Genomic DNA, 22228 nt, shown 5'->3' on the forward strand with positions numbered 1-22228 from the left:
CGTCATTCGTCGTCCGAGTTGTTGTTGCCACTGTCGGCGAAGTTCAGCCCGTGCTTGCGCAGTTTGTCGTGCAGGGTTTTGCGTGGCAGGCCCAGGGCTTCAGCGAGGCTGCGCATGGAGCTATGGGGGCGGGCCAGCTCGGCAGCGATCAGGCTCTTTTCAAAATGCTCGACCTGTTCGCTCAAGCCGCCGGTGGACACTGGGGCGCCAGCCGAGGGGTCATCCGACATGTTGTCCAGCGCCAGTTCCAGGCCCAGGGCGAAGCGCTCGGCGGCGTTTTGCAGTTCCCGCACATTGCCCGGCCAGCGGTGGCGTAACAGCAAAGCGCGTTGGCCCGGTTGCAACTCATGGAGCGGCAAGCCATGGCGAGTGCTGGCCTCGTCGGCGAAATGCTGGAACAGCATCAGCGCATCTTCACCTCGTTCACGCAGGGGTGGAATACGCAGCGGCGCGACGTTGAGGCGGTAGTACAAGTCGGCCCGGAAGCGCCCCTGGTCGGCGGACTGGCGCAGGTCTTCCTTGGTGGCGGCGATGATGCGGATGTCCAGCGGGATCAACTGATTGCCCCCCAGGCGCTCCACCACCCGCTCTTGCAGCAGACGCAGTAATTTGACCTGCACATCCAGGCTCATGCTTTCGATTTCATCGAGGAATAGCGTGCCGCCGTTGGCAAACTCGAACTTGCCGATCCGTCGTTTCTGCGCTCCGGTAAAGGCCCCTGGCTCGTGGCCGAACAACTCGCTTTCCACCACGGACTCCGCCAACGCACCGGCGTTGATCGCGACGAACGGGCCTGTGCGGCGGTTCGACAAGTCGTGCAGGGCACGAGCTACCACTTCCTTGCCGGCGCCGGTCTCACCGAGGATCAGCACGTCGGCCTTGGTCGCGGCCAAGGCACCAATCTGTTCACGCAGGCGCAGCATCGGTGCGGATTGCCCCACCAGGCGCGTGCTCAGTTGCTGACGATCACTCAGGGCCAAGCGCAGGCTGCGGTTGTCCAGCACCAGGCGGCGCAAGGCCAGGGCACGTCGCACGCTGTCGAGCAGGGCATCGCTGGCGAAGGGTTTTTCCAGGAAGTCATAGGCTCCGGCACGCATCGCCTGCACCGCCAGCGGCACATCGCCGTGGCCGGTGATCAGCAGTACTGGCAACTCCGGGTCCTGGCCATGAAGTTCAGCCAGCAGCTCCAGGCCGTCCATGCCCGGCATGCGGATATCGCTGACCACCACCCCCGGCCAATCCCGGGACAGGCGCGCGGTCAGGCCCTGGGCTTCGCCGAGGGTGAGGACTTTCAGCCCGGCCAGGTCCAGGGTCTGGCACAGGGCCTGACGCAGGTGTGGATCGTCGTCGATCAACACCACCTGAATCTGGTTATCGATACTCATACACTGCGGTCCTCGGACGGTTGCAGACTGACGCCCGGTGCTCCGGCGCGCAGTTTCAAGGTTAACAGCGCGCCGCCTTCGCGGTGGTTGGAGAACAGCAGTTCACCGCCAAAGGCGCGCATCAAGGTGTCGCAGATCGCCAGGCCCAACCCCAGGCCCTGGGTGCGGGTCTTGGTGGTGTAGAACGGCTCGCTGGCACGGCCCAGGGCCTCCATGCAAAAGCCTGGGCCGTTGTCGCGGATGTACAGGTTGACGCCTTGTTCGGTGGTTTCGGCACTCAGCCAGAGTTTGCGCGGTGGGCCTTTCTCGGTCAGCGCGTCGAGGGCGTTGGCCAGCAGGTTCCCCAGCACCTGGCGCAGACGGGTCTCGCCGGCGGCCACCCACAAGGTCGCCTCCGGCAAGTCGCGGATCAACTCGACTTCCATGGCCTGCCGACGTTTGGCCAGCAGGGCCAGGGCATCGTCCAGGGCCGGTTGCAGGGCGACACTTTCCGGTGCATGACGGTCGCGCCGGGCGAAGGCGCGCAAGTGGGCGATGATCGATGCCATGCGCCCGGTCAATTCGCTGATCAGCTTGAGGTTGCCCCGAGCGTCGTCGGTGCGTTGGTGGTCGAGGAGAATTTCGGCGTTTTCCGCGTAGCTGCGAATCGCGGCCAGCGGTTGATTGAGTTCGTGGCTGATGCTCGCTGACATGGTACCCAGGGCGGACAGTTTGCCCGCTTGCACCAGGTCGTCCTGTGCTCGCACCAATTCCTGCTGGGCCGTTTCGCGCTCCAGCACTTCCTGTTTAAGGCGGCGGTTGAGGCCTTCCAGGTCGCTGGTCCGTTCGGCCACGCGCATTTCCAGTTCGCGCCGGGCCTTGGCTTCGAAGGCGATGCGTTCCAGGTAGTGGCGACGGCGCTGCATCATCAGGCCAAGCAACAGCATCACTACCAGCAGGGCTGCGCCGCCGACCGCGACTACAGTGCGCACCGGGCGGTTGATCAAGGTGCGTGGTGCGAGAATTTCGACATTCCAGCCGGTTTCCGCAATTTCACTGGATTGGCGCAGCCAGGCCGTGGTGCTGAGATTCAGCGGCTGCGGATCGCGGGTCGGGTAGGGCTGGATGGCGATGATGGCCTGGCGTTCTTCTTCGGTCAGCGGCCGGGTGGCGCGGAACCGCCATTGCGGCCGCGAGGTCAGGATCACCACCCCGTTATGGTCGGTCACCAGCAACTGTTCCGGGGTTTTGCCCCACAGGCTTTCGGTGTGATCCAGGTCGACCTTGACCACCAGCACCCCGATGATCGTGTCGCCGTCACGTACGGCGGCGGCGAAGAAGTAACCGCGTTTGGCCGAGGTGGTGCCCAGGCCAAAGAAACGCCCAAGGCGTCCGGCCATGGCTTCGCTGAAATAGGGGCGAAAGGAGAAATTGCGGCCGACGAAACTGTCTTGTTTATCCCAGTTGGACGCGGCCAGGGTCTTGCCGGTGGTGTCCATCAGGTACATCACTTCCACGCCGGCCTGGGCGGCAACGTCCTTGAGCAACAGGTTGGCGTTGGCCAGATTGGTGCTGACCTGAGGTGCATCCAGGGCGGTACGCAGCGCCGGCAGATCCCCAAGGATTTGTGGCAGCACTTCGTAGCGATGCAGCGTGCCCAGCAGGTTGGCGACGTACAGGTCGAGGGTCTGGCGGTTCTGCCCGGCCAGTTCGCTGCGGTAATAACGCTCGGCCAGATGCTCCAGCGGCCATAGCAGCGGCGCCAGGCACAGGGCCAGCAAGGCCAGACTGCGCCAGCGAGGTCTTCGCGGAAGGGGTGGAGTCATTGGAGTCATGCGCCTGTGGGTACAGGCGCATTATGCCTAGTGCTGCTTCGCAAGACACTCGCGCAATGCGTCGTGCCACTGGGGCTGGGAGACCTGCCAGTGCTGTTGCAGACGGCTGCAGTCCAGGCGCGAGTTCAAGGGCCGTTTGGCCGGTGTCGGGTACGCGCTGGAGGGAATGGCTTCCAGCTCGGCGCAGGCCTTGCCTTCGGCCTGTAATTGCTCGCCAATGGCCTGGGCAAAGCCAAACCAGGAGGTCTCTCCCTGCGCGGTCAGGTGATAGGTGCCCCAATCCCCGGCCTGTCCCGCCTGCCAGCGCTCAATCAGGGCGCGAGTGCTGTTGGCAATGGTTCCAGCCCAGGTCGGCGCACCGATCTGGTCGGCGACGATGCGCATCTGCGGCTTTTCTTGCAGCAGGCGCTGCATGGTCAGCAGGAAATTCTTGCCGTGGGTCGAGTAAACCCAGCTGGTACGCAGGATCAGGTGTTCACCGTCCACGGCCGCGATGGCCTGTTCGCCAGCCAGTTTGCTCTTGCCATAGACGCCGAGGGGGTTGGGCGCGTCGTCTTCGGTGTAGGGCGCGGACTTGCTGCCGTCGAACACGTAGTCGGTGGAGTAGTGAATCAGTGGTATACCGAGGGCCTTGGCCTCTTCGGCGAAGATGCCCGGGGCGGTGGCGTTGATCGCGAATGCCAGGTCTGGCTCGCTTTCGGCTTGATCCACGGCAGTATGGGCCGCCGCGTTGATGATCAGCCCGGGACGGTGGCTGCGTACTTGTTGGCGGATTTGCTCGGGGTGTGCCAGGTCAAGCTGGTCGCGGCCCAATACCACCAATTCGCCCAAGCCCTGGAGGCGCTGTTGCAGCTCCTGGGAGACTTGGCCGTGTTGGCCGCTGATGAGAATTTTCAGAGAGGCAGTCATGGGAATACATCGGCCTCTTGCAGGCTTTTACCGTTTTGGTCCTTGGCGGACAGGGTGGGCTGGCCACTCAGTTGCCAATCGATGGCCAGGGTCGGATCGTCCCAGCGAATACAGCGCTCGGCCGATGGGGTGTAATAGTCCGTGGTCTTGTAGAGAAACTCAGCGTAGTCGCTGAGTACGACAAACCCATGGGCGAAACCGGGTGGAATCCACAGCTGCCGATTGTTCTCGGCAGACAGCCGGATGCTGGCCCATTGGCCGAAGGTCGGGGAAGTGCGGCGGATATCCACCGCTACGTCCAGAACTTCGCCAGCCGTTACGCGCACCAGTTTTCCCTGGGGATTCTCCAACTGGTAGTGCAGGCCGCGCAGCACGCCTTTTTGTGAGCGTGAATGGTTGTCTTGTACAAATTGCAATTGCAACCCGGTCGCTTGCGCGAAGGCGCGGGCATTGAAACTCTCGTAAAAGAAACCGCGTTCGTCACCAAAAACCTTGGGTTCGATGATCAAAACATCGGGCAACGTAGTCGCGGTTACATTCATTGAGCTTCCCCGGCGACAGTGAACAGATACTGGCCATAGCCGGTTTTGCCAAAATACTTAGCACGTTCCAGCAAATGGTCACGCTCGATCCAGCCGTTCTCGTAGGCGATCTCTTCCAGGCAAGCTACTTTCAGACCCTGGCGGTGTTCGATGGTCTGCACGTATTGCGAGGCTTCCAGCAGGCTGTCATGAGTGCCGGTATCAAGCCAGGCAAAACCACGGCCAAAGCGTTCGACGTGCAAGTCGCCGCGCTTGAGGTAGGCGTTGTTGACGTCGGTAATTTCCAGCTCGCCGCGGGGTGAGGGCTGGACCGCCTTGGCGATCTTGATGACATCATTGTCATAGAAGTACAGCCCAGTGACCGCATAGCTCGACTTGGGCTTGGACGGTTTTTCTTCGATAGACAGCGCGCGACCTTCGTTATCGAAATCGATCACGCCGAAACGTTCCGGATCCTTGACCCAATAGCCAAATACCGTGGCACCGGATGGACGTTTGGCCGCACTGCGCAGTTGCTCGCCGAAATGTTGGCCATGGAAGATATTGTCCCCCAGGATCAGGCAAACGGGATCGTCGCCGATAAACTCTTCACCAATCAGGAACGCTTGGGCCAGGCCATCCGGAGACGGTTGTTCGGCGTAGGTGAAGCGCACACCAAACTGGCTGCCGTCGCCCAGCAGGTTGCGATACTGCGGCAAGTCCACTGGGGTGGAGATCAGCAGAATATCCTTAATACCCGCTAGCATCAGCACCGAGATCGGGTAGTAGATCATCGGTTTGTCATAGACAGGCAACAGCTGCTTGGAGACACCCAGGGTAATGGGGTGTAAACGGGTACCGGAGCCACCGGCCAATACAATTCCCTTCATGCAATCAGATCCTTAGCGTCGGTGTTGCCTAGTCGTTCACCTTGATAACTGCCGTCCTGGACCCTGCGGCACCATTCCAGGTTATCGAGGTACCACTGCACGGTTTTGCGCAGGCCGGTCTCAAAGGTTTCTTCAGGCACCCAGCCCAGCTCGCGCTCGATCTTGCTGGCGTCGATCGCATAGCGCTGATCGTGGCCTGGGCGGTCCTTGACGAAGGTGATCAGGTCGGTGAATTGCGCAACGCCCGCCGGGCGTTTTGGTGCCAGCTCTTCCAGCAGGCCGCAGATCCCGCGGACCACGTCGATGTTCTTCTGCTCGTTGTGGCCGCCGATGTTGTAGGTCTCGCCCACTACACCTTCGGTCACGACTTTCAGCAGCGCCCGAGCGTGGTCTTCGACGAACAGCCAGTCACGCACTTGCAGGCCATCACCGTAGACCGGCAGCGGTTTGCCCGCCAGGGCGTTGAGGATCACCAGGGGAATCAGCTTCTCTGGGAAGTGGAACGGCCCGTAGTTGTTCGAGCAGTTGGTCAGCAGCACCGGCAGGCCGTAGGTGCGTTGCCAGGCGCGGACCAGGTGGTCGGACGCCGCCTTGCTGGCAGAGTACGGAGAGCTTGGCGCGTAGGGCGTGGTTTCGGTGAACAGGTCGTCAACGCCGTGCAGGTCGCCGTACACCTCATCTGTGGAGATGTGGTGGAAACGGAACGCGCTTTTCGCCGGTTCTTCCAGTTTCTGCCAGTAGGCACGGGTGGCCTCCAGCAGGCTGTAGGTGCCCACGATGTTGGTCTGGATGAAGTCCGATGGACCGTCAATCGAGCGGTCGACATGGGATTCTGCCGCCAGGTGCATGATCGCCTGGGGCTCGAAGCGTGCCAGGACTGCACTGACTGTCGCCTGGTCGATGATATCGGCCTGGACGAACTCATAGCGGCTGTTGGTCGCGATGCTGGCCAGCGACTCCAGGTTGCCGGCATAGGTCAGCTTGTCGAGGTTGAGAACTTCATGTTCAGTGTTTTGAATCAGATGACGGATCAGCGCGGAGCCAATAAAACCTGCACCACCAGTGACAATAATACGCATGTCGAGAGGCCTTTTCCTTAGACGGACATTGAGCGAATGGTGCATAGCTTGCGGGCTTGCGGGGTGCGGTGCAAGGGGCGGTGGTCAGATAGCGGTGAGGAAAGAGCGCGTGCCTTTTGGCGATGGTCATGGTGAAAGTGGTTTCAGCACACGATTGTGGGTGGTTAACAGGGGCGACAGGGGTTGCGTAACCTTTGGCGCAGTGGCGATATAAGCGCCTGATAAAAACACCAAGGGGTCGTTACATGTTGCTCACCACGTTGATTCACCGCGCCAGTCTGCCCTGCCCAAAAATCGGGCCAACGCCGGCGTTGCAGTTGCTTGAGCAGCATTACGACCTCACTGGGGCGTTGCAGTCTTTGGGGAGCCAGCAAGACCTCAATTATCGGGTGGACAGTGACCGCGGCCGGTTTGTCCTGAAGATCTGCCGAGGCGACTACGCTGCGGTCGAACTTCAGGCCCAGCACGCTGCCCTCAAACACCTGCAAGGGCAGCCGGGTGTGCGGGTGCCCAAGGTGATGCGCGCCCTCAACGGTGAAGAACTGCTGACGGTGACGGTCGACGGGCAAACCGTGCACCTGCGGTTGCTGGACTATATCGACGGCCAGCCGCTGACCCACTTGCCGCATCTGGGGCGTGAGGTGCTCGCGGGTTTTGGGCGGCTCTGCGGGCAAATGAATCTGGCGCTGGCCAACTTCACCCATCCGGGCCTTGAACGCACTCTGCAATGGGACCCGCGCCACGCTAACGAGTTGATCCACTACTTATTGTCGACCCTCGAAAACCTGCCGCATCGGGCATTGATCGAGCAGATGGCGACGCAGGCCGAGCAGCGGGTACGGCCCTTGTCCGAGCGCCTGCCCCGACAGGCGGTGCACATGGACATCACCGACGACAACGTGGTCTGGCAGCGTGACGAGCAGCGCCACTGGCAGATCCGGGGCGTGATCGACTTCGGTGACCTGGTACACACCTGGCGGATTGCCGACTTGTCGGTGACGTGCGCCGCGCTGCTGCACCATGCCGAAGGTGACCCATTTGCGATCTTGCCGGCGATCCAGGCCTATCACGCCGTCAATCCGCTGCAACCGGAGGAGTTGCAGGTGCTGTGGCCGTTGATTGTCGCCCGGGCGGTGGTGCTAGTGCTCAGCAGCGAACAGCAGCAGCGCCTGGATCCTGCCAGCCCGTACCTGCTGAAAAACGCCGAGCATGAGTGGGAAATTTTCCACGTCGCGACCTCCGTTCCCTTTGAGTTGATGGAAGCCGCGATCCAGGCCTGCGTCGGTGGCAGTTTGCCAGCTATCGCGAGCGATGGCTTTGCGCCTCTATTGCCGGGCTTGGTGGGGCGCGAGTTTGCATTGATCGACCTGGGAGTATTGAGCCCGCATTTCGAAGCGGGCAACTGGGAGCAGGCCGGTATCGATCAGCAGTTGTTACAGGACGCGGCAGCGGCCCATGGGCTGGCGGCCAGTCGGTATGGGCAATATCGCTTGTCGCGTACCCGTGCGGACAGTTTTGAAGAGCCCGAGACGTTCCCCTTGCATGTGGAACTGCGGGTGCCTCAAGGCACTACGGTTGAAGCGCCTTTCGCCGGTACGTTGCGTACCGAGGCCGACGGTGCGTTAAGCCTGCACAGTGCTCAGTTGAGTGTGCGGTTGTGGGGCGTGAAAGGTGTGTTGCAGCCGGGTGCTGCCGTGCTCAAAGGTCAGGTACTGGGCGAGGCCGGTGGCGCACTGACGGTGCAACTGTGTCGCACTGATGTAACGCCGCCATTGTTCTGCACGCCGTCCCGGGCGTTGGCGTGGCAGGCGCTGTGTCCGTCGCCGGCGGCGTTGTTGGGGTTGGCCTGCGATGCGGAGCCCGAGTTGGACCCCAAAGCCTTGCTGGCCCGGCGCGACGCCAGCTTCGCCCGTTCGCAGAAACACTATTACATCGACCCGCCGCGTATCGAACGCGGCTGGCGCAATCACCTGATCGACATGCAGGGCCGTTCCTACCTGGACATGCTCAACAACGTCGCGGTGCTTGGCCATGGCCATCCACGCATGGCGGCGGTGGCAGCGCGGCAATGGTCGTTGCTCAACACCAACTCGCGTTTCCACTATGCGGCGATTGCCGAGTTTTCCGAGCGGCTTCTGGCGCTGGCGCCGAGCTCCATGGATCGGGTTTTCCTGGTCAACAGCGGCACCGAGGCCAATGATTTGGCGATCCGCCTGGCCTGGGCCTACAGCGGCGGGCGCGACATGCTCAGTGTGCTGGAGGCGTATCACGGCTGGTCGGTGGCCGCCGATGCAGTCTCCACCTCGATTGCCGACAACCCCCAGGCCTTGAGCAGCCGCCCGGACTGGGTGCATCCGGTGACGGCGCCCAATACCTATCGCGGTGAGTTCCGTGGCCCGGACAGCACACCGGACTACGTGCGCAGCGTCGAGCACAACCTGGCAAAAATTGCCGCGCAGAACCGCCCGCTGGCGGGCTTCATCTGCGAGCCGGTGTATGGCAATGCCGGCGGAATTTCCCTGCCGCGGGGCTATTTGCAGCAGGTGTATGGCCTGGTTCGGGCGCAAGGCGGAGTGTGTATCGCCGATGAGGTGCAAGTCGGTTACGGGCGTATGGGCCACTTCTTCTGGGGTTTTGAAGAGCAAGGAGTGGTGCCGGACATCATCACCATGGCCAAGGGCATGGGTAACGGCCAGCCGTTGGGTGCGGTGATCACCCGCCGGGAGATCGCCGAGGCACTGGAGGCCGAGGGTTACTTCTTCTCCTCATCAGGTGGCAGCCCGGTCAGTTGCCGGATTGGCATGGCGGTGCTGGATGTCATGGAGGAAGAAAAACTCTGGGAAAACGCCCAGGTGGTAGGCGGGCATTTCAAGGCGCGACTGGAGGCGCTGGTCGAACGTCATCCACTGGTGGGTGCGGTGCACGGTTCCGGGTTTTACCTGGGGTTGGAGCTGATCCGTAACCACGAAACCCTGGAGCCCGCGACTGAAGAAACCACATTGTTGTGTGATCGCCTACGGGAGCTGGGGATTTTCATGCAGCCGACCGGCGATTACCTGAACATCCTCAAGATCAAGCCGCCGATGGTCACCTCCAGGCTGAGTGTGGATTTCTTTGTCGACATGCTGTCGAAGGTGTTGGAGGAGGAGCTCTAACCCCAATCCTGGAATTGAAAGACCGCCAGTGTGGAAGCGGGCTTGCTCGCGAAGGCGGTGTATCAGCCTACGGATGCGTCAACTGAAAGACCGCCTTCGCGAGCAAGCCCGCTCCCACAGGGGGATGGTGTTTCAGATTTAAACTCGATTGTTATCGGTGTTTTTTGATTGTTTATAGACGAATGGATAGAAATGTACTTCTAAAGCCGATTTTTATCCGTTATAAAGTCGCCCACGTTCCGGACGCGATACACTGAGTCCAGCATTCCCTTTTCTGTCATCGGTCACGGCTATCCTGACCGCTGACCACCGCCCAGGAGATGATTCATGAGCCGTATCGTTACCGTCGCCGCTACCCAGATGGCCTGTTCCTGGGACCTCGAAGCCAACATCGAGACCGCCGAAAAGCTGGTCCGGGAGGCCGCCGCCAAAGGCGCGCAGATCATTCTGATCCAGGAACTGTTCGAGAGCCCGTACTTCTGCCAGAAGCCAAACCCGGATTACCTGCAACTGGCCACGCCGGTTGAAGACAACGTCGCCATCAAGCACTTCCAGAAAATCGCCAAGGAGCTGCAGGTGGTTCTGCCGATCAGCTTCTTTGAGCTGGCGGGCCGTGCACGTTTCAACAGCATCGCGATCATCGATGCCGACGGCTCCAACCTCGGGACTTATCGTAAAAGCCACATCCCGGACGGTCCTGGCTACCACGAAAAGTACTACTTCAACCCGGGCGACACCGGCTTCAAGGTGTGGAACACCCGCTACGCGAAAATCGGCGTAGGCATCTGCTGGGACCAGTGGTTCCCGGAATGCGCCCGCAGCATGGCGTTGCAAGGCGCAGAAATCCTGTTCTACCCGACCGCCATCGGCAGCGAGCCACACGACAAGACCATCTCGTCCCGTGACCACTGGCAACGCGTGCAACAAGGCCATGCGGGCGCCAACCTGATGCCGCTGATCGCCAGCAACCGTATCGGTAACGAAGAGCAGGACGGCTACGACATCGACTTCTATGGCTCCTCGTTCATCGCCAACCAGTTCGGAGAGAAGGTGGCAGAACTCAACGAAACCGAAGAAGGCATCCTGGTCCACAGCTTCGACCTCGACGAACTGGAGCACATCCGCAGCGCCTGGGGTTCGTTCCGTGACCGCCGCCCGAACCTGTACGGCGCGCTGAAGACCCTCGACGGTTCCCTGGAGTCCTGATCGCCATGACCACCTTGCACAGCACGCCTCGCGCCGACGGTTTCTACATGCCGGCCGAGTGGGCGCCACAGACCCAGGCCTGGATGGTCTGGCCCGAGCGTCCGGACAACTGGCGCCTGGGTGGCAAGCCGGCGCAGGCTGCTCACGTAGCGGTGGCCAAGGCCATCGCGCGTTTTGAACCGGTGACGGTGGCGGTTTCGGCGGGGCAGTACGAAAACGCGCGGGCGCGTCTGGACATGCCGAATATTCGCTTGGTCGAGATGTCCAGCGACGATGCGTGGGTACGTGACACCGGGCCGACCTTCGTGATCAATAACAGCGGTGAAGTCCGTGGTGTGAACTGGGACTTCAACGCCTGGGGCGGTTTTGACGGTGGCCTGTATTCACCGTGGAACCGTGATGCCCAGGTGGGCGGCAAGATCCTTGAGATCGAGCGCAGCCCGCGTTATCGCACAGAGGGTTTTGTACTGGAAGGCGGCTCGATTCACGTCGATGGCGAAGGCACCCTGATCACCACCGAAGAATGCCTGCTTAACCGCAATCGCAACCCGCACCTGAATCGCGGCGAGATTGAAGCCGTGCTCAGCGCCAATCTGGCTGTGGATAAGATCATCTGGCTGCCGGACGGTCTGTTCAACGACGAAACTGATGGTCATGTGGATAACTTCTGCTGCTACGTGCGCCCCGGTGTTGTGTTGCTGGCCTGGACCGACGATCCGCAAGACCCGAACTACGCTCGTTGCCACGCTGCCATGGACGTCCTGCAAAGCAGCACCGACGCCCAGGGCCGCTCGTTCACAGTGCATAAAATGCCGATCCCGGGGCCGCTGTACGCCACCGAGGAAGAGTGTGCCGGTGTCGATCCGGTGGACGGCACCCAGGAGCGCAACCCGACCGTGCGGTTGGCCGGTTCCTACGTCAACTTCCTGATCGTCAACGGCGGCATCATTGCGCCGAGTTTCGACGACCCGCTGGACAGCCGTGCCAAGGAAATCCTCCAGGGCCTGTTCCCGCAGCACGAAGTGGTGATGGTGCCTGGCCGTGAGCTGTTACTGGGGGGCGGCAATATTCATTGCCTGACCCAACAACAGCCGGCACCGCACAAAAACTGAGTGCAGTTGTAACAGCCGTAGGCTGGATTAAACGGCTATCGAGAGTCATTCAGTTTTAGCGCTCGCAACAAGCCCATGGCCCGCAAGGGTCTTGGGCTTTTTTGTGTCCGCACGCCTATAACCCGGGACATTGGCACAGCTCTTGTATCAGCGCTGTAACGGTTGGCAAGGCGCAGAGCGGCGATGTTCTGTCATAAACCTTGAGTAAGTTAGCCGCTCACGCAGCAGGAGAGAGCGCTGAAATGAACGCCGATATCAACATGATCTACAAGCGTACGTCGCACCCCATGATGGTGAACGGCGACGCGATTCATGCGCTGGCACTCTGGCTGAAGAGCAACGGTTCGCGGCAGATCAGGACGCCTGATCCGCGGCAGGTGATGAGTGAGCGTTACCCGGCGGGATTGCTCAGTGAGGATGAGTTACAGGTGTTGTGTGAGCTAATCCAACGCTAAAGAGTGGGAGCTGGCTTGTGTGGGAGCGGGCTTGCTCGCGAATGCGGTGTGTCAGTCACCAGATGCAGTGGCTGATACACCGCATTCGCGAGCAAGCCCGCTCCCACATTGGATCTTCGTTGTTCAGAGGGTGTTAGAAACTATAAGTCCCCGTCACCACCAAACTACGCGGCTCGCCTACTTGAATCTGTGCAGCACTGGTTGCCGACGCGTAGTACGTCTTGTCGTTGATATTGTTCAGCGCTGCCCGTACATCCCATTCCTTCTGCCGGAACCCGGCCAGCGCGTCCCAGCGGCCATAACCGGGTAGCACCACGGTATTGGCGTTATCGGCATAACGATCGCCTACCAGGGTCAGCCCGGTTTCTGCGTACCAGCCCATTTCCGGTTTCCAGGTGACGAACAGGCTGGCGTTGCGCTTGGCCACATCATTGATGCGTTTGCCTTCAAAACCGTTGTTGTCTTTTACGACCTTGGCGTCCTGCAGGCCAATGCCACCGCGCATGTACCAGTTGCCAACGATTTTCCCGGTGGCGGTCAGTTCTACACCGCGAGAACGTTGCTCACCGCTGAGCAGGGTGATGGTCGGGTCCAGCGGATCGCGGGTGCGACGGTTGTAGAGTTCCAGTTCGTACACCGCCAGGGTGGTGCTGAAACGGTCATCAAGCCAGTCGCTTTTTACGCCGATTTCTTTCTGCCGGGTCAGCTCGGGGCTCAGGTCATTGGCGTTGCCGCTGGCGTTGGGGGTGATGCCGATCAAGCCGCCGCCGGTAGGGGAAAAGGTCTTGCTCCAGGAGGCGTAGAACGAGTGATGTTCCAGTGGGGTCCAGACCACGCCCACCCGTGGGCTGGTGCTGTGGCTGACCACTTGCTCCGACGCGTTGATCAGCTTGTTGGTGGACTCCACGTCGAAGCGGTCATAACGCAAACCGGCGAGCAGTTGCCACTGGTCATTGAGGCGCAGTTGGTCCTGCACATACAGGCCCTGGCTTTTCGCTTCGGTGTGGCTGTTGCTGAACGCGGGCAGGCGACCGGTGTGGCGCAAATTCCGGTCGGGGTTGTACGCATCCAGGCTCGGCACGGCATTGAGCGGCGCGCGATAGAGTTTTGGGTCGCGGCGCTGGTCGCCCAGCTCCACGCCGGTCAACAGACGGTGTTCCAGGCCAAAGGTGCTGAAGCTGCCTTCCAGCTCGACGTTGTTGAAGAGGTTGCGGGTGGTCAGGTCCTGCTGCCAGCGTTGGCGCCCGACCTTGTTGGTCTTGGGATCGAAGCTGACCACGTAGGTGTTGTCGAAATCGCTGTCGAGCTTGAACACGCTGAGGGTGTGGCGCAGTTGCCAGTTGTCATTGAGCTCGTAGGCGAGTTTGGAGCGCAGGGACTGGGACTTGTCGTCGATATAGTCGCGCTTGTCGCCATAGGTAGTGTCGCGCCCGACATCTCCAGGCCGGCCGTTGATCCCGGGAATGCCGCGGTCCGGTGTGCGGTTGTAGCGACTGTATTCGTACTGCACCAACCAGTTCAGGTCCGGGGTCAGCTGCCAGCTCATGGACGGTGCGAACAGTTGGCGGTTACCGCTGACGCCATCGCGAAAGCTGTTGTTGTCCTGGTTGCCCATGTTCAGGCGCAGGCTGATGTTATCGGTGGGATCGGTGCTGAGGTCGGCGTACAGGCTGCGCAAATCATTGCTGCCGCCTTGGGCTTCGATGCTGGAAGCGTGGCCGGCCTGAGGCAGTTTGCTCACGCGATTGACGATACCGCCTTGGCCGCCGCGCCCGTACAGCACGGCTGCCGGGCCTTTGAGCACTTCGATGCGTTCGATGTTATGCAGGTCGCGCACGTACTGGCTGTCGTCGCGCACGCCGTCCAGATAGAAGTCGTTGCTGGCGTCGAAGCCGCGGATACGCAGGCTGTCGAAGCGCGTGTCGGCGCCGCTGCTGACGTTGGGAATGCCGCTCAAGGCCTGGCCAAGGTCATTGGTACCGTAGGAACTGAGGTTTTCGGTTTTCACCGAGTCGATCGCTTGAGGCACATAGCGCACGGGCGTCGCGGTGCGGGTGGCGGTGGTGGTGTCCTTGACGCGTGGATCGTCTTCATCGGCTTCGGCGCTGATGGAGGTTTCGGGCAATGTGGTCGCCGCGCTGGCAAATCCGGCGGACAGCAGAACAGAAAGCCCAAGGGTGATGGGCGTCAGGCGAAGGGCAGGCATCAGGGAGTACATCCGAAGGGTTTGAAGGAGGATAAGTGGCGCTAATGATAATGCTTGCTATTTGCGTGCGTTATCCATTCCTACAAATGTGTGCTGATGAAATGTTACGTCATGTGTTTTTCAGGGGTATTCGACCTATTCGCGAAACAGTCTGAAAGCCAATCCAGCGTTTTTCCCCGAGGCTTGTGTGGGAATAATCTGCATCTATCGCGTTTTCATCTGGAGTTATTCATGTCGGCCGTCACACTGCATTACATCTACGACCCACTGTGCGGCTGGTGCTACGGCGCCAAGCCGCTGCTGCACGCTGCGCAACAGGTATTACCGGTCCAATTGCATGGCGGCGGCATGATGACCGGCAACAATCGCCAGGCGGTGTCGCCGCAACTGCGCGACTATGTAATACCCCACGACCGACGCATTGCCGAGTACACCGGCCAGCCTTTTGGCGAGGCTTATTTTGAAGGCTTGCTGCGCGACCACACTGCTGTTTTCGACTCGGCTCCGCCCACCGCTGCCGTCTTGGCAGCAGAACAACTGGAGGGTCGCGGCCTGGAATTGCTGGGGCGTTTACAAACCGCTCACTACGTCGAAGGCCAGCGGATCGCGGATCAGGACGTGCTGTGGGCACTGGCCGAATCCATCGGCTTTGAACCCCAGGCGTTCGAAACAGCCTTCACACAAAACTTCGGCCCACAGACTGACGCTCACATAAAGGACAGCCGCCAATGGTTGGCCAAAGTCGGCGGCCAGGGCTTTCCCACTTTGGCCCTTGAGCAGGACGGCCACCTCACTCTGCTGGACATCAGCCCTTGGCTCGGCAAGCCTGAAGCGTTTGCCGCATGGCTGGGTCAAACGGTCGCTGGTTCGGCCAGGAGTGGTGCGTCGAGCCCTCTGTCCTGCGATGTGAACGGCTGTGCAGGTCCGGCGATTCCGTGAGTGCAGTAGGAGAAAACTCCTACAGGGTGATGGCCACTTAATACCCTTTAGACTTTTTTAGCCTAAATACAGACGATTCACGAAATTGACACACTGTCAAAGGCGCGGCTAGGATTCGCCCCAACGCCTGTGGCTGACCGCCATGACTCTCCATAAAAAAAGGCCCGCGGCATGTTCAGTCGTCCGCGGGCTTTTCTTTTTCCGGGGGAAGCCACCACCAGAAAGTTTGTAGGAGCCTGGTGTTACAGCGCGTACTCAACCAGTAATAAGGAATAAGAAAATGTTGAATAAACGGATGGGTCTGATCGCTCTGGGGATTTTGAGCGCAACTCAGGCAATGGCTGACGATCAAGCAGACTCCAAGGGTTTTGTTGAAGACAGTCACCTGAACATCGCGGCGCGTAATGCTTACATCAGCCGCGACTACAAAAATGGCAAGCAAGACAAAGCCGAATGGGGCCAGGGCTTCATCGGTAAATTCGAATCCGGCTTCACCCAAGGCACTGTCGGTGTAGGTGTGGACGTGATCGGCCAATACGCTATTCGTCTGGATGGCGGTAAAGGTAAAAGCGGCGCTGGCGGTATCGACTTCTTCAAGCAAGGCGACAGCGGCGAAGCAGCCAGCGACTTGGCCAAGGGCGGCGCAGCCGTCAAGTTCCGCCTCTCCAACACCGTGCTCAAGTACGGTGAGCAGATGCCAGCCGTGCCGGTCCTGCAGTACGACAACTCCCGTCTGTTGTCGGAAACCTACACCGGTACCTCGATCGTTTCCAAAGAGATCGCCGGCCTGCAACTGGACGCTGGTCACTTCACCAAGGAAGCGCGCAAGAGCGCCGAAGGTTCTGACAGCGGCGGCCTGAAAAGCATCGACTACATTGGTGGTAGCTACAAATTCACCGAAAGCCTGTCGGCTGCGCTCTACGCCTCCAACATGCAGGACGTGCTGAAGAAGCAATACGTCAACGTCAACTACGTACTGGCCCTGCCAGAGAAACAATCGTTGACCTTTGACTTCAACGGCTACAAAACCAAACTGGACCGCAGCTTCGCCCTGGAAAACCAAGGTGATGCCGACGCCCGTGACAACAAGATCTGGAGCCTGGCCGCCACATGGGCCTTCGGTCCACACAGCCTGACCCTGGCCCACCAGCGCAGTACCGGTGACACCGGTTACCTGTACGGTGGCTACCGCAACGCTGGCGGTGTTGGTGACGGTGGTAACACCATCCTGTTGGCCAACTCCTACTGGTCTGACTTCAACGGCAAGGACGAGCGCTCCTGGCAGGCAGGTTACGGCCTGGACTTCGGCGCCTTCGGTGTACCTGGCCTGACGTACAACATCGCTTACGTGCGCGGCACCAACATTGACGACGGCAGCGGCCGCGGCGATGGCACCGAGCGTGAGATCTTCAACCAGTTCAAATACGTGGTACAGAGCGGCCCGGCCAAAGACCTGAGCCTGCGTGCCCGTGCGTCTTGGTTGCGCGTCTCCAACAACGCCAGCAACTACAACGTTGGCGGTAACGAAATCCGTCTGTTCGCGGACTACCCGATCAACGTTTTCTAATTGATCGAGCATTACGCTTCGGCCTGATATCAGGTTGAAAAAAACGCCCCGTGGCCTTTGGTTCCGGGGCGTTTTTTATGGGTGCTACAAAACGCCGACAGGCTATTCGTGGCGCGCCTGCAAAGCGTTTCGGGCATGGGCCGCGTTCAGGTAGTCGTAGATCAGCTCCAGCGTCGCGTGTGACGTGAGGCGCTTGTTGTCGATGCAGAACTGCGCCATGAACAACAACACCTGATGCTTCTTCTTGTTGAGCCTGGCGCCGGGCACACCGAACGCGCTTTTACGCAGTGCGGGCAAAGGCGCCTCCGGTGTCAATTGCACGATCACCCACAGGCCATTGATGGCTTGCAGCCCGACACTGGCGATGTGCTCGATGGGCAACGGTTGCGCCAGGTTGGCAAACACAAAATGCTCCGGCGTTAGGCGCAGCGCGGTCTGCGGCGCACGCTTGAATCGCCGGATGGCGAGCCACAGAAAGATCAACGCGAAACCTGCGATGGCCGCACCTGCACCCAGTGTGGATAACGGCGTGCCCTTCACTTTTTCCGGGGCCAACCAGGGACGAGTCATCATCCACAGCCCCAGCACAATAAACGGCAACGCCAGTACGCCCGTAACGATCGCACGTCGGCGCCCACCTTCATGCAAGGACTGTTCGCCTTTGACCGACTCCGCCAAGGACTCAAGGACTTGAGAGTGTGCTTCCTCCTGCCACGCCACCTCAGCCTTCAGGTCACGGGACAGTTGCTGACGCAGCGCCAGGGGGGCGGAGAAATACGCATCCAATGCCACACCAGCGGCCAAGGCGTCCACCGGCCGGGTGCCACTGCGTACTGCATCTTCCGGCGCCACGTACAGCGCTCGTATCCGCTCGCCGTTGGACGGATGCGAGTCGGTAGGATGTGGCAGGTGAATCTCCAGCGCTTCAGGTGGCAGTTCCAGTTCGCACCGTTGCAGTTCATTGAGTACCGCTGCCGGCAGGTCGTCGATGGCAGCGTGGGTTGCATCAAGGTGCGCCCGCAACAAACGATCCACCTGTGGATTAATCGCCGACACTCGCACCAGCGCCGAAGCGGCCGCCGCGTTGCCCGCCAACCGGCTACCCGTGGCATCGGCGAGCAGCTCGCGTTGGCGGCTCCAGTGGCTGACCGTATGATGGAAGCGCTCCATGAAAAACACGCCGAACAGGAAGGAAGGCCTCATCAGCCGGCCCTGAATCGCATCGCTGGCCAGCATGGCTTGGGCCAGCGCGCCGAGGCTGCGGTTGACCCCGTCGTAGATCGGCAGAAAACGCAGGCTGTACTCGGTGTCTTCGCCCACAAAATGCGCCAGCTCATGGCCAATCACCGCGACGATTTCCTCCCGGCTCAACACCCCCAGATACAGCAGCGGCAGATGCAAGGTTCGGCCGCGCAAGGCGGTTTCGGCTGGCAGGACGGTGGCGTCGCTGGAGGTCACGTAAAAGCCTTCTGTCAGGCTCACCACGATATGGTCCGGTGGCAATGCACCGAGTGTGTTCGCCAGTTCGTTCACATGGCGCCACAGACCAGGCGCCTGTTGTGGCGTCACCACTTGGCCAAACATCGAGATTGGCGTCGGCTCGAACATCGTCAGCATCCAGCGCAACTGCCGCAGCAGTAACCACATCGAGTACAGGCAAAAGGCCGCGATCACCCCGGCCACCGCCATGATCTTGACCTCGCCATTGGACAGCCGACCGATGTGCCAAAACCCCAGGCCTTCGTAGGCCAGCAACAGGGCAACCGTCGCAGCCAGGGCGATCGCCTGGCCGACCAGCACGTAGGGCAGCAAGCGGCTGCCCAGGGAAAAAACCTGCAACAACGCTTGCCGGGATTTGCGCGCCTGCGCACCGGCCCAGTGGGTTGCGCCCAGTGCCGCCGCGCCAATCAAGGCTGCCAGCAAACCCATACCGATCACCCACTTGGCGAGGAGCTGCAAGGCGCTGTTGACGCGGTGCGCGGTGCCGGTCTCATCGGCGGCCTTGTCCATGCGCGACAACACCAACTGCGCACTGAGCTTTTCGCCATTGACCGTGATCGGGGTCATCGGGTTTTGCGCCACTAACGCCCGCAACTGTGGCCTGGCTATTTCCAGGTTGGCCTCGAACTCGCTGAGTTTGAGCGCCCTGTCGACGGCACGCTGCCACTCCCAGCCACCGGTGGCGGCCAGCAGCAATGGAAAGACGATCAGCAGGAGGATCAACTTGAGGGCGTTCATCGAAGTCCATTCTCGACGCAGGGATTACGCCGTTTATACCTAAAACCCTGGGGCCGGGATACAGACAGAAGTGAAGACCTGTAGCCCACCAAACTTATTACATCACGTCACTAATGATGTACTTGAAACCCCATTTATCCCTCCCTGGCAACCTCATACATTGACCCCACTGCCTGCCCATCATGCCGATGGCCAGGTCACTGGAGCCTTGTCATGCCCTTTGTCAGCCTGCGCATTACCCGCGACGGCGTTACCCCGGAGCAGAAAGCCCAGGTGATCGCCGAGTTCACCGAAACCCTGGAGCGGGTCCTCAACAAACGCCCGGACCTGACCCACATCGTGATCGAAGAAGTCGACACCGATAACTGGGGCTACGCCGGCATCACCACCACCGAATACCGCAAACAGATCGCCCAAGACTGACCTCACCCTTTCAGCAGAGGATTCATCATGAGCCACTCAAACAAAGTCGTCGTGATTACCGGCGCATCCCAAGGTATCGGCGCGGCGCTGGTGCGGGCCTACCGTGAGCTGGATTACCGGGTGGTCGCCACCTCCCGTTCGATCAAACTGTCCACTGACCCGGACATCCTCACCGTCGCCGGTGATATCGCCGACCCAGCCACCGCCGAGCGTGTGATCCGCGAAGGTGTGGCCCGTTTTGGGCGCATCGACAGCCTGGTCAACAACGCCGGGATCTTCCTGGCCAAGCCGTTCACTGCCTATACCCACGAGGACTACGTCAACGTGCTGGCGGTGAATTTGAACGGGTTTTTCTACATCACCCAGCGGGCGATTACCGAGATGGAAAAGGTGGGCGCCGGCCACATCGTCAACATCACCACCAGCCTGGTGGACCACGCCATTGAGGGTGTGCCGTCGGTGCTGGCGTCGTTGACCAAGGGCGGGCTGAACGCCGCAACCAAATCCCTGGCGATTGAATACGCCAAGCGCGGGATTCGGGTGAATGCGGTCAGCCCCGGGATTATCAAGACGCCGATGCATGGCGAAGAAACTCATGCGGCGCTGGGACAGTTACACCCGGTTGGGCACATGGGCGAAGTCAGTGATATCGCCCAGGCGATTGTGTACCTGGAGTCCGCCGGCTTTGTCACCGGCGAAATTCTCCATGTGGACGGCGGCCAAAGCGCGGGGCACTAAGCCTCAGGCTTTTACCGGTGCGAGCTTTTGGCAGTTTGCCTTGCGCGTGGGGTATTGCTCGCACTTGCGCAGCACGGTTTGCACCTGCTGCGCATTTTTCATTTGCTGGTTGGCCAGCAACTTGTCGGTGATGAACAGTTCTTCCGAACCCAGGTGGCGCTCGGCCTTGTCGATCATCGCCAGCGCGGCCTCGCCATCACCGCGTTTGAGGTGATAACTGATCATCAAGTCGTAGGTCGCGGGCCCGGCCAAGGACCAGTCCTTGATCGACTGCAACTCCTTCAACGCCTCCGCGCTTTTACCCTGGGCCAGACGCACGGTATAGGCGACGCTGCGAATGCCCGGTTGATCCTTGACCGGAGAGCTCAGGGCGCGACGCAGAAACGCGTCAGCCTCGGGCACCTTCTTCTTCTCCAAGGCATCGGTGGCGAAGTACGCATCCTTGTAACCCTGAATAGCCTTGGCCACCTGAGGCGTGTCGCGCACCTTCGGCCAGCTTTGAGTGTTGACCCGGGCGCGGCGCTCCTGACGGTATTCCCGTTGCAGGTACTCGCGCAGCTCCTCGTCACGGTCCAGGGTCGACATATGCGAGCGGTTGAAATACTGGGTGGTGGCGGCAATGCTGGTGGTCAGGCCGTCCTTGACCAGTACGTCCAGCTCCTTGGTAAAACGGTTGAGATTGAACTGCTGCAACGAGTCCTGCATGGCGTTTTTGCGAGCGGTGAGAAAACCGGTGAGTAACGGCTTCTGCTTACCCTGAAAGTCACTGAGCCGCTCCAGGCTGTGAGTGGCTGCACGCGGCGCATAACCGGCGCGGATCATCAGGTCGGTGCCCAGCAAGTCGGCCTGGTCCTCCTGCGTCCGGCCCCAAGCGGTGCTCCACACCTGATCGGAAAAGGTGTTGGCCAAGGCGGTGTACAACACCGTGTTGCCGATGGTTTTCTGGGTGCCCGCCGGGTCCTTGCTGAACAGCTTCATGGTGCCGGAACTGCGGTCCACACCGGTGTCGGCGGCCATCGTTGCCAGCGCCACCGTGGAAGCCACCGTGGTGAACATTTCTTTCTGCTGCTGGAAGGCAGCCATGCGGTCATGGTGATGCAGCAACACATGGCTCATCTCGTGGCCGAGCATCGCGGCGATCTCGTCTTCGCTGCCGACGTTATCCATCATGCCCAGCGGCACGAAGATAGTGCCGTATGGATCCGCCGACGGCCCGAAGCTGCGGCTGTCGGTGATCTTCACCTGCAACGTGGGCAACTCACCCGGCCAGCCCTTGGACAAGCGCGTGACGATGCCCTGCAAGTACACCTGCAACATCGGGATATCCACCAGGTTCTGCTGGCGCGCCTCGGCGGCGGGTACGGCGTGGCCGTCATAGCTCAAGCGTTGCTGGCTCTGGCGTTGCGGGTCGAGCTTGTAGTATTGGCGCACGTCGGTGTTGTCGACGTAATGGCCCTTGACCCGAGACTGAGTCGACGGCCCCACCAGATTCATGAACGCCTGATCGGCACCCTTCAAGGTGGCGCACCCGCTGAGCACCGCACAGACCAGAAGGCTGGCCGCCAATCGATATCCCTTCACCACGACGCTC

The 22228-nt window shown here is 60.6% G+C and carries 17 protein-coding genes; 8 read left to right on the forward strand and 9 right to left on the reverse strand.

What is annotated here, in order from left to right; all coding sequences use genetic code 11:
• Positions 1-2: 2 nt before the first annotated feature.
• The 6 genes from HKK55_RS26970 to rfbB are packed head-to-tail and all read right to left on the reverse strand — an operon-like array spanning position 3 to position 6598.
• Positions 3-1385, reverse strand: coding sequence for a sigma-54 dependent transcriptional regulator (locus HKK55_RS26970; RefSeq protein WP_169357378.1), 1383 nt, complete (start codon positions 1383-1385; stop codon positions 3-5).
• Positions 1382-3190: an ATP-binding protein gene (locus tag HKK55_RS26975; protein WP_169357379.1), complete on the reverse strand. Its 1809-nt coding sequence runs from the start codon at positions 3188-3190 to the stop codon at positions 1382-1384. Before HKK55_RS26975 ends, HKK55_RS26970 begins: the two co-directional genes overlap by 4 nt.
• 36 nt (positions 3191-3226) lie before the next feature.
• Positions 3227-4108, reverse strand: a complete 882-nt coding sequence (gene rfbD, locus HKK55_RS26980) for a dTDP-4-dehydrorhamnose reductase (protein ID WP_169357380.1) — start codon at positions 4106-4108, stop codon at positions 3227-3229.
• Positions 4105-4650 (reverse strand): dTDP-4-dehydrorhamnose 3,5-epimerase, encoded by a 546-nt coding sequence (rfbC, locus tag HKK55_RS26985; protein WP_169357381.1) that lies wholly within the window; start codon positions 4648-4650, stop codon positions 4105-4107. The genes rfbD and rfbC overlap by 4 nt, the downstream gene beginning before the upstream one ends.
• Positions 4647-5519 (reverse strand): glucose-1-phosphate thymidylyltransferase RfbA, encoded by an 873-nt coding sequence (gene rfbA, locus HKK55_RS26990; RefSeq protein ID WP_169357382.1) that lies wholly within the window; start codon positions 5517-5519, stop codon positions 4647-4649. The genes rfbC and rfbA overlap by 4 nt, the downstream gene beginning before the upstream one ends.
• Positions 5516-6598, reverse strand: a complete 1083-nt coding sequence (rfbB, locus tag HKK55_RS26995; protein ID WP_169357383.1) for a dTDP-glucose 4,6-dehydratase — start codon at positions 6596-6598, stop codon at positions 5516-5518. The genes rfbA and rfbB overlap by 4 nt, the downstream gene beginning before the upstream one ends.
• Positions 6599-6843: 245 nt before the next feature.
• On the opposite strand from rfbB, the gene HKK55_RS27000 reads away from it, so the two are divergent.
• The 4 genes from HKK55_RS27000 to HKK55_RS27015 all read left to right on the forward strand — a co-directional run bounded on the left by HKK55_RS27000 (position 6844) and on the right by HKK55_RS27015 (position 12526).
• Positions 6844-9753 carry an aminotransferase gene (locus tag HKK55_RS27000; RefSeq protein ID WP_169357384.1) on the forward strand — a complete coding sequence of 970 codons (2910 nt, stop codon included), beginning with the start codon at positions 6844-6846 and terminating at the stop codon, positions 9751-9753.
• A gap of 327 nt (positions 9754-10080) precedes the next feature.
• Entirely contained in the window at positions 10081-10959 is an 879-nt protein-coding gene (aguB, locus tag HKK55_RS27005) for an N-carbamoylputrescine amidase (RefSeq protein WP_169357385.1), read from the forward strand.
• A gap of 5 nt (positions 10960-10964) precedes the next feature.
• Complete coding sequence (gene aguA, locus HKK55_RS27010) at positions 10965-12071, forward strand: agmatine deiminase (RefSeq protein ID WP_169357386.1); 1107 nt, start codon at positions 10965-10967, stop codon at positions 12069-12071.
• 242 nt (positions 12072-12313) lie between these two features.
• Positions 12314-12526, forward strand: a complete 213-nt coding sequence (locus HKK55_RS27015) for a hypothetical protein (RefSeq protein ID WP_169357387.1) — start codon at positions 12314-12316, stop codon at positions 12524-12526.
• Between the two features lie 133 nt (positions 12527-12659).
• Here the strand turns inward: HKK55_RS27015 and HKK55_RS27020 are convergent, their stop codons facing one another.
• A complete protein-coding gene (locus HKK55_RS27020) occupies positions 12660-14732 on the reverse strand; it encodes a TonB-dependent siderophore receptor (protein ID WP_169357388.1) in 2073 nt (690 codons plus the stop codon).
• 231 nt (positions 14733-14963) lie between these two features.
• Between HKK55_RS27020 and HKK55_RS27025 the strand changes: the two genes are divergently transcribed.
• Positions 14964-15671 (forward strand): DsbA family protein, encoded by a 708-nt coding sequence (locus HKK55_RS27025; RefSeq protein ID WP_169357389.1) that lies wholly within the window; start codon positions 14964-14966, stop codon positions 15669-15671.
• Between the two features lie 280 nt (positions 15672-15951).
• Positions 15952-17238 (forward strand): OprD family porin, encoded by a 1287-nt coding sequence (locus tag HKK55_RS27030; protein ID WP_169357390.1) that lies wholly within the window; start codon positions 15952-15954, stop codon positions 17236-17238.
• 102 nt (positions 17239-17340) lie between these two features.
• Here the strand turns inward: HKK55_RS27030 and HKK55_RS27035 are convergent, their stop codons facing one another.
• Positions 17341-19476, reverse strand: coding sequence for a M48 family metallopeptidase (locus tag HKK55_RS27035; RefSeq protein ID WP_169357391.1), 2136 nt, complete (start codon positions 19474-19476; stop codon positions 17341-17343).
• A gap of 213 nt (positions 19477-19689) precedes the next feature.
• On the opposite strand from HKK55_RS27035, the gene HKK55_RS27040 reads away from it, so the two are divergent.
• Together HKK55_RS27040 and HKK55_RS27045 are read left to right on the forward strand one after the other, a co-directional pair.
• Complete coding sequence (locus tag HKK55_RS27040; RefSeq protein WP_169357392.1) at positions 19690-19899, forward strand: 4-oxalocrotonate tautomerase family protein; 210 nt, start codon at positions 19690-19692, stop codon at positions 19897-19899.
• A gap of 27 nt (positions 19900-19926) precedes the next feature.
• Positions 19927-20637 carry an SDR family NAD(P)-dependent oxidoreductase gene (locus HKK55_RS27045; RefSeq protein ID WP_169357393.1) on the forward strand — a complete coding sequence of 237 codons (711 nt, stop codon included), beginning with the start codon at positions 19927-19929 and terminating at the stop codon, positions 20635-20637.
• 3 nt (positions 20638-20640) lie between these two features.
• Here the strand turns inward: HKK55_RS27045 and HKK55_RS27050 are convergent, their stop codons facing one another.
• Positions 20641-22218, reverse strand: a complete 1578-nt coding sequence (locus HKK55_RS27050; protein WP_169357394.1) for a M48 family metallopeptidase — start codon at positions 22216-22218, stop codon at positions 20641-20643.
• Positions 22219-22228: the final 10 nt, after the last annotated feature.

The organism is Pseudomonas sp. ADAK18 (assembly GCF_012935695.1).
Taxonomy (GTDB): domain Bacteria; phylum Pseudomonadota; class Gammaproteobacteria; order Pseudomonadales; family Pseudomonadaceae; genus Aquipseudomonas.

Coding starts and splice junctions, on each gene's coding strand:
- HKK55_RS27000 (WP_169357384.1), top strand. CDS start 6,844: ATGTTGCTCACCACGTTGATTCACCGCGCCAGTCTGCCCTGCCCAAAA.
- HKK55_RS26975 (WP_169357379.1), bottom strand. CDS start 3,190: ATGACTCCACCCCTTCCGCGAAGACCTCGCTGGCGCAGTCTGGCCTTG.
- HKK55_RS26970 (WP_169357378.1), bottom strand. CDS start 1,385: ATGAGTATCGATAACCAGATTCAGGTGGTGTTGATCGACGACGATCCA.
- aguA (WP_169357386.1), top strand. CDS start 10,965: ATGACCACCTTGCACAGCACGCCTCGCGCCGACGGTTTCTACATGCCG.
- rfbC (WP_169357381.1), bottom strand. CDS start 4,650: ATGAATGTAACCGCGACTACGTTGCCCGATGTTTTGATCATCGAACCC.
- rfbD (WP_169357380.1), bottom strand. CDS start 4,108: ATGACTGCCTCTCTGAAAATTCTCATCAGCGGCCAACACGGCCAAGTC.
- rfbA (WP_169357382.1), bottom strand. CDS start 5,519: ATGAAGGGAATTGTATTGGCCGGTGGCTCCGGTACCCGTTTACACCCC.
- HKK55_RS27015 (WP_169357387.1), top strand. CDS start 12,314: ATGAACGCCGATATCAACATGATCTACAAGCGTACGTCGCACCCCATG.
- HKK55_RS27040 (WP_169357392.1), top strand. CDS start 19,690: ATGCCCTTTGTCAGCCTGCGCATTACCCGCGACGGCGTTACCCCGGAG.
- HKK55_RS27045 (WP_169357393.1), top strand. CDS start 19,927: ATGAGCCACTCAAACAAAGTCGTCGTGATTACCGGCGCATCCCAAGGT.
- aguB (WP_169357385.1), top strand. CDS start 10,081: ATGAGCCGTATCGTTACCGTCGCCGCTACCCAGATGGCCTGTTCCTGG.
- HKK55_RS27025 (WP_169357389.1), top strand. CDS start 14,964: ATGTCGGCCGTCACACTGCATTACATCTACGACCCACTGTGCGGCTGG.
- HKK55_RS27035 (WP_169357391.1), bottom strand. CDS start 19,476: ATGAACGCCCTCAAGTTGATCCTCCTGCTGATCGTCTTTCCATTGCTG.
- HKK55_RS27020 (WP_169357388.1), bottom strand. CDS start 14,732: ATGCCTGCCCTTCGCCTGACGCCCATCACCCTTGGGCTTTCTGTTCTG.
- rfbB (WP_169357383.1), bottom strand. CDS start 6,598: ATGCGTATTATTGTCACTGGTGGTGCAGGTTTTATTGGCTCCGCGCTG.
- HKK55_RS27030 (WP_169357390.1), top strand. CDS start 15,952: ATGTTGAATAAACGGATGGGTCTGATCGCTCTGGGGATTTTGAGCGCA.